Origin of the sequence: Gelidibacter sp., from assembly GCF_039916245.1 — a bacterium.
GTDB lineage: Bacteria > Bacteroidota > Bacteroidia > Flavobacteriales > Flavobacteriaceae > Gelidibacter.
In genome coordinates this window covers 1-6,897 of sequence record NZ_JBDSLS010000230.1, presented here as the reverse complement: position 1 = coordinate 6,897, position 6,897 = coordinate 1, and the positions used below count along the sequence as shown (strand labels likewise).

At 36.5% G+C, this 6,897-nt stretch carries 6 protein-coding genes and 1 pseudogene; 6 read left to right on the top strand and 1 reads right to left on the bottom strand.

Translation table 11 applies throughout. The features are described from left to right. Positions 1-963: pseudogene (locus tag ABIQ28_RS12265) on the bottom strand (endonuclease I); the annotation flags it as partial. A gap of 578 nt (positions 964-1,541) precedes the next feature. Here ABIQ28_RS12265 and ABIQ28_RS12260 point away from each other — a divergent pair. The 6 genes from ABIQ28_RS12260 to ABIQ28_RS12235 all read left to right on the top strand — a co-directional run. Continuing rightward, complete coding sequence (locus tag ABIQ28_RS12260; RefSeq protein ID WP_348037717.1) at positions 1,542-1,694, top strand: SsrA-binding protein; 153 nt, start codon at positions 1,542-1,544, stop codon at positions 1,692-1,694. Between the two features lie 64 nt (positions 1,695-1,758). Next, positions 1,759-3,000 (top strand): DEAD/DEAH box helicase, encoded by a 1,242-nt coding sequence (locus tag ABIQ28_RS12255; RefSeq protein ID WP_348037715.1) that lies wholly within the window; start codon positions 1,759-1,761, stop codon positions 2,998-3,000. Between the two features lie 136 nt (positions 3,001-3,136). Next, entirely contained in the window at positions 3,137-3,463 is a 327-nt protein-coding gene (locus ABIQ28_RS12250; RefSeq protein WP_348037713.1) for a multidrug efflux SMR transporter, read from the top strand. 282 nt (positions 3,464-3,745) lie between these two features. Continuing rightward, positions 3,746-4,729 (top strand): hypothetical protein, encoded by a 984-nt coding sequence (locus ABIQ28_RS12245; protein ID WP_348037711.1) that lies wholly within the window; start codon positions 3,746-3,748, stop codon positions 4,727-4,729. A gap of 5 nt (positions 4,730-4,734) precedes the next feature. Further along, positions 4,735-5,094 (top strand): MauE/DoxX family redox-associated membrane protein, encoded by a 360-nt coding sequence (locus ABIQ28_RS12240; RefSeq protein ID WP_348037709.1) that lies wholly within the window; start codon positions 4,735-4,737, stop codon positions 5,092-5,094. Positions 5,095-5,143: 49 nt separating this feature from the next. Beyond that, on the top strand, positions 5,144-6,897 hold a 1,754-nt coding region (locus ABIQ28_RS12235; protein ID WP_348037707.1), incomplete at its 3' end, for a leukotriene A4 hydrolase C-terminal domain-containing protein.

Sequence of the window (6,897 nt, the reverse complement as noted above, 5' to 3'; positions counted from 1 at the left end):
CCTAATCAATTGATGATTGTTGAGAACCATAAATGTCGGCGGAAATCCCGAAATCGTCACTTTCATGATCTCATCGCCTTCGTCGTCAGTGTCATCAATTATTGTAATGGTTGTTGTTACCGTATTTCCGCCGTTAGGAATTGTCAATGAAGTATTTCCAGTAAAATCTGATGTATTAAATCCATAATTGTCCAAACTTAGAGTAAACATCAAATCTTCTGTGACGCTTTGCTCCGTATTAAAGGTAATTTCGAGCGTATCGCCTTCATCATATTGGGTTCCTGAAATGGAAATTAAAATGCCATTGAGCACAATCCCAGAACCATCGTTTAATCTTCTTGGCGTAGGTATTGTTGCACTATACGTCACCAGACCATCTCCATCTACAAAACGCTGAATAGAATTCCTGTTATTGTCTGCGCCTTCATTGATCTGTTGGATATCTGGATCAAATGCCCTGAAAACTTTTAATAGACCAATAGCCTCAGGATCATTGGTACCATAAATCAACACATCCACTAACGTATCATCAACATAAGCCAAGGTGTGTTCCGGAAAATCCAAATCGTCTGCCCGATAGAGTGCCACAGCATCAGCACCATTTTGAATGACCGAAACCGGAATCAAATAGTGAGGTGTTGGCACAACAAAATTGCTTCCAATCAGCAATAATCCATTGATATCCGTTTCATAACCATCTAAATCCAACGCCAAATAACTTTTGTTACCACCGGAAACTGAACCATTGAAAAACACAAGCACATATCCGTCCAAAGGAAAATTGGGCGTTTCTGAGAGGAGTTCAACAAATTCCTTATCGTCAATACCCGGCGTATCGCAATCCAATTCATTTATAACGACTTGACTTAACGCCATACTTGAAAAGACGATAAAAAGAAAAAATGTAATGCTATATTTCACAAGAAGACCTTTTCCATAAAGATACATAACTAACTCATTCATAGGAAGTTTTAATTTTATAAGAAAATCGATTTTACAATTTATGACTCTCCAAAAAGCAAAACTAAAAGCTCTCAAGAAAGATGGAAACACTAAAACCTCGAATTTATCAGATAAAACTCGCCTTAGTATTTTGAAATCGACTAAAAAGCGCCCTGTAGAACTAACACTTTTAACATTAACTGTTCCAATAAGATTACAAAAACGAACATTAAATAAGATATGATAATACTTTACGAAACCCCAACCATCATTATAACTACAAACTAAAAGTCAATTTCATTAAAACCACTAAAACATTAGGGAGATAGTTTCTAAAACATATATATTGAAAGGACAATTGCAATTCTGTACTAAACACTAACCTTTTAAATGCTTAACTTATGATCACACTTGTCAAAATTATAATCGCTATTATTTGTTCTATTAGCTAGATGAAGAAACTAAGTAAAACTCTGTTCTAGAATGAGTTTTGGCCTTAGTTTAACCAAACCTTAGCCGTTTTAATACTATTCAGAAGTTATATTTATATATTTGTTACCGTTGCTACACATAAGTATCTACTTTACAAGAATATTATCATGAAGAAAAGCTTTTTCAAATTGTTAGCAAAAGTCAACAAAGCACTACTGCCAAGCTATTCAAAACAACAGCTTGACCTTTCAAAAGCTACAAAAACACAAATGGCCATCATTGGCTGGCGTGTGTTTGTTACCAAAAATGCCTTAGATTAAAAGCATGACTGCATCTTAATATTACCACTATATTTTCTGTTATCTTTGCAGAAAATAATCATCAATGTCATTTAAGGACTTACAACTCAACAAACCCATTTTAAAAGCGGTAGCCGAATCTGGTTACGACGTCCCTACTTTAGTTCAAGAGCAAACCATTCCATTGGTATTGGCCAAAAAAGATGTGATTGCGTCTGCACAAACAGGAACGGGTAAAACCGCTGCCTTTGCACTTCCTATTTTGCAACTTCTTTTTGATAAGCAAGATGACACTAAAAAAGGCAAAAAAATCAGAGCCTTAATTGTCAGTCCTACTCGAGAATTGGCGATTCAAATTGCCCAAAACTTTAAAACGTATAGTAAACATACCAATTTAAGAACGATGGTTATTTTTGGAGGTGCGTCTATCGAACCTCAAATTGACCTACTTAAAAAAGGTGTGGACATTGTGATTGCCACTCCAGGACGTTTACTCGATTTGCACAAACAAGATGAAATCAATTTAGATTATGTAGAAATCTTAGTTTTGGATGAAGCTGATTTGATGTTAGATATGGGCTTTATTGATGAAGTCACAAAAATTGTACGCTTGTGTCCGGAAGAGAGACAGACCTTATTATTTTCTGCAACAATTCCTTTCAAAGTCGAACAATTGGCGAACTCTATTTTAAAATCGCCAGAACGTGTGGAAGTCACACCTACCTCATCGGTTGCTAAAAACGTGAGTCAAGTGTTGTATTATGTTCCGAAACAAGACAAGATTGAATTATGCCTGCATCTTTTACGCAATACCATTACAGGAAATATCCTGATTTTTAGACGGACTAAATTCGGCGTTGAAAAATTGGAGCAAACCTTAATCAGAAATGGGTTTAAGGTGGAAAGTTTTCATGGCGACAAAACACAAACTGACCGACAATCAGCATTAAACAAATTCAAACATGGGCAAGCCAACATTCTTATTGCTACCGATGTTGCCGCAAGAGGTCTTGACATTGACGAGCTAGATGCCGTTATTAATTTTGATATTCCAAACGTACCGGAAACCTATGTGCACCGTATCGGGAGAACCGGACGTGCTGGACATTTCGGCAACTCTTATTCGCTCTGTTCTGCAGATGAAAAAGCCTATATCAAAACCATTCAGCAGCTCATTAATATCCAAATTCCTGTGGAGGACAGCCATCCTTATCCGTTAGATCCCATGGCGAAACCTATTATTCACAGCTCCAAAAAAACCGGAAGTAAGCATAAAAAAGGACGCAAAGGACAAGGATCAAAGAGCAATAAAAAACGCTGGTATTAAATATAGGAGCTTGAAGTTGGAAGCACGAAGATGGAAGCGTGAAGCATGGAGTTTGAAAACTCTTACGGAGACGCTAAGTGGCAAAGCTGGAATGGCTTTGTCTTTTACTCAAAGAAATAGATAAAATTTTCATTTTATGAATTGGATCATATTAATAATCGGTGGCTTATTTGAAGTTGGATTTGCGGCGTGCTTAGGAAAAGCAAAATATGCTACCGGAACCGCCGTAACATGGTGGTATGTAGGATTTGTAATCTGCCTAACTATTAGCATGTTGCTTTTGATAAAAGCCACTGAAACATTGCCCATTGGAACCGCATATGCCGTTTGGACTGGCATTGGCGCCATTGGAACCGTTTTGGTGGGTATCTTAATTTTTAAGGAGTCTGTAGATTTTTGGCGTGTCTTCTTTTTGGCGACTCTTATTCTTTCTATTGCGGGTTTGAAATTTGTGTCTAATTAAGCACATTTTCATTTTCTCATTTCACTTTATAATTGACGCCCCAAATAGCCCTACAATTTTCAATTTCACAAGAGCCTTTTAGCGTTTGAAAACATGAATTAGTAGTTCCTTTTTTTATTTGTTTATCAAAATATCATCGCCTTATTTTATTAGTGCTTTTTTATTAATAAATGTATCTTTAAAGTCTTGTATATTGAAAATGCATCTACAAATGAAGGAAAATCATTTTACTCGTTTGCTTCGTCCTAAGTCATGCAATTTAAATAAAAGACAACACCACCTATGAATTATAAGTTTGCTCCCATTTATTTCTTACTGTTTTTTGTGAGCATCAGCTTTTCACAAACCAAAATAAAAGATGCGCAGTCAAGTTATCCTGTCTCTTACGCTACCGTATCTTTTAACAACGGTAATGGTTTATTTGCAAATGATGAAGGCGAATTTGTTTTCACAAAAAAATTGTACCCAGATATTGACACCCTCTACATTTCGGCATTAGGTTATAAAGATCTTACAGTGGCAACCTCAAACTTGCCAAACACCATTCTGATGGACACCGAAACCAATGCTTTAGATGAAGTATTGATTACCGCAAAAATAGATCGGAAATTCAAGGAAGAGAAAGTCAAACCATATTTGGATGATGATTATTACCATTGCTGGTTACCTACGATAGAATCTGAAATTGCCGTTTATTTTTCAAATCCTGATCCGGCTTTGAAAAAGATAACCAAAGTACTTTTCCCAATTACCTTAGAATCCAAAGATTGGGAGAAGCGCAAACGTTCCAACGCTGATAAAAAACCATTTTCAACCTTATTTAAAGTCAATTTTTATAACAATGACAACGGCTTTCCTGGCAAAGAAATCATCAACCGCACCATCGTTTTTAGAGTAACGGAAAAAGATGGGGACCAATTTATTTTAGATGTGTCTGATGAAGACATCTTCATTCCTGAATCTGGAGTTTTCGTATCCTTACAGGTTTTAGGATATACCGACGACAAAGGTAAATTGTTATCTAACAAAAAATATAAAGAAATCAAATCCAACGATGGGAGTATTATAAAAATACCAACCAATTTCAGACCACTTCTTCCGTTTACTGATAAAATCCCTCAAAGCAGAACTTTTGTCAAACGTGTTTTTATTAATGGCAATCAATGGACACGATTTGAAAAGGGCAGCAATTTTCAATCGACACTTCTACAATCAGGACTCAATAACTATGGCATTGGATTAACATACAACGTCTATAAAGACTAAAATCTATGAACTACCCTTGGCACCTTTACCTCATGGCAGCAATCTATATTTTTGCAGGAATGATGCATTTCATTACGCCAAAAACCTATTTACGGATCATGCCAAGATATTTGCCTAATCATAAAGTATTGGTGAGCTTGAGCGGTGTCGCAGAAATTATGCTTGGAGTTGGATTGTGTTTTCCTTCAACAAAAAACATGGCCATTTCAGGTATTATTGCAATGTTGACCGTGTTTTTATTGGTGCATTTCTATATGCTTTCCAGTAAAAAAGCAGGTGCCGGCATTCCGCAATGGCTGCTGATCTTGCGCATTCCTTTACAATTTGGATTAATGTACTGGGCCTATTGGTATTTGCAGTTTTAATTTTTCCTATTAAAATATTATCTTAGACAACTTAATTGTATAAAACGACATGAACACTTCAAAAGCTTTACTTTATCTAATCCTGTTTATCATGGCGAGTTGCGCACAGCCTAAAGAAGAAAAAGAAATTGTTTATAGCTATGTAGAAGAACCACATTCTTATGCCAAACCAAACAATGCTTTTATTAAGCACTTGAATTTAGATATTGTGGTCGATTTTGAAAACGAAATTATCAGTGGGAAAGCGACTTATGATATTGAAAACAACAAGAGTAGGCAAATCATTTTAGATTCAAAACACCTAAATATTGAATCCGTTTTAGCAGATGGTAAAGAAACGGAGTTTTCCTTAGGAATCAATGACAAATATATGGGTCAACCGCTAACGATCAACATCAATCAAGACACCAAAGAAATTACAGTTGTTTACAAAACCACCAAAAACTCTGAAGCCGTACAATGGTTAAAACCACAACAAACGGCTGATAAATCCTCCCCTTTTCTATTCACACAGGGACAGGCTATTTTGACCAGATCTTGGATCCCTATTCAGGATAGTGCACAAATACGCATTACTTATGAGGCCAATGTTCAAGTCCCTAAGGGCTTAATGGCCGTCATGAGTGCCGAAAATCCGACGGTAAAAACTGCAGATGGCTTATATCATTTTAGAATGAATCAAGCCATTCCCCCTTATCTTATTGCTTTGGCAGTTGGCGATTTTAGTTATAAAGCTATTAGTGAACGCACGGGTGTTTACGCTGAAAAATCAATGCTCAATAAATCCTACGAAGAGTTTTCCGATATGGAAAAGATGGTTTCAGCAGCCGAGCAACTTTATGGCCCTTATGCATGGGGACAATTTGATGTGATTGTGTTGCCTCCAAGCTTTCCGTTTGGCGGTATGGAAAACCCGAGACTAACCTTTGCCACCCCTACAGTTATTGCAGGAGATAAAAGCTTAGTATCCTTGGTGGCCCATGAACTAGCACATTCTTGGTCAGGAAATTTAGTTACAAACGCCACTTGGAATGACTTTTGGCTCAATGAAGGTTTTACGGTGTATTTCGAAATGCGCATTATGGAAGCGGTTTATGGGAAAGAACGCGCAGACATGCTCGCTCTAATTAGCAGACAGGATTTGGATGATGAATTGGAAAATTTAAAAGATGCACCCAATGACACCAAACTCAAACTCGATTTGAAAGGCAGAAATCCTGATGATGCAATGAACAGTATTGCGTATGATAAAGGCTATCTTTTTTTAAGAACTTTGGAAGAAACCGTTGGTCGTGAAAAATTAGATGCCTTTTTAAAAACCTATTTTAAAGAGCACGCTTTTTCAACTATGACTACTGAGAAATTCGTCGACTATCTCAACACGAATCTTTTGAAAAAAAACAATATAAGTTTCAATACCGACGAATGGATCAACCAACCAGGAATTCCTAAAAACCAAGCCATCATTAGCTCTTATAAATTTAAAAATGTGGAGCATATCCTTCAGGAATATATTACTAGTGGTAAAATTGATAAAAAAGTAACCGAAGACTGGACACCCCAAGAATGGGTACATTTCATCAGAAATTTCCCTAGGGATATGACCGCGGATCAAATGAAATATTTAGACGATACTTTAAACCTGACCAATTCCTCAAATTCCTATATTCAAATGGTATGGTATGAACAAGCTTTAAATCATGAGTACCACGGCAATAATGTAGATGCGAAAATTGAAGAATTTTTAACCCAAGTAGGACGACGTTGGTATGTAGAAACCCTCTTTAAGGCGTTTAAAAGAAA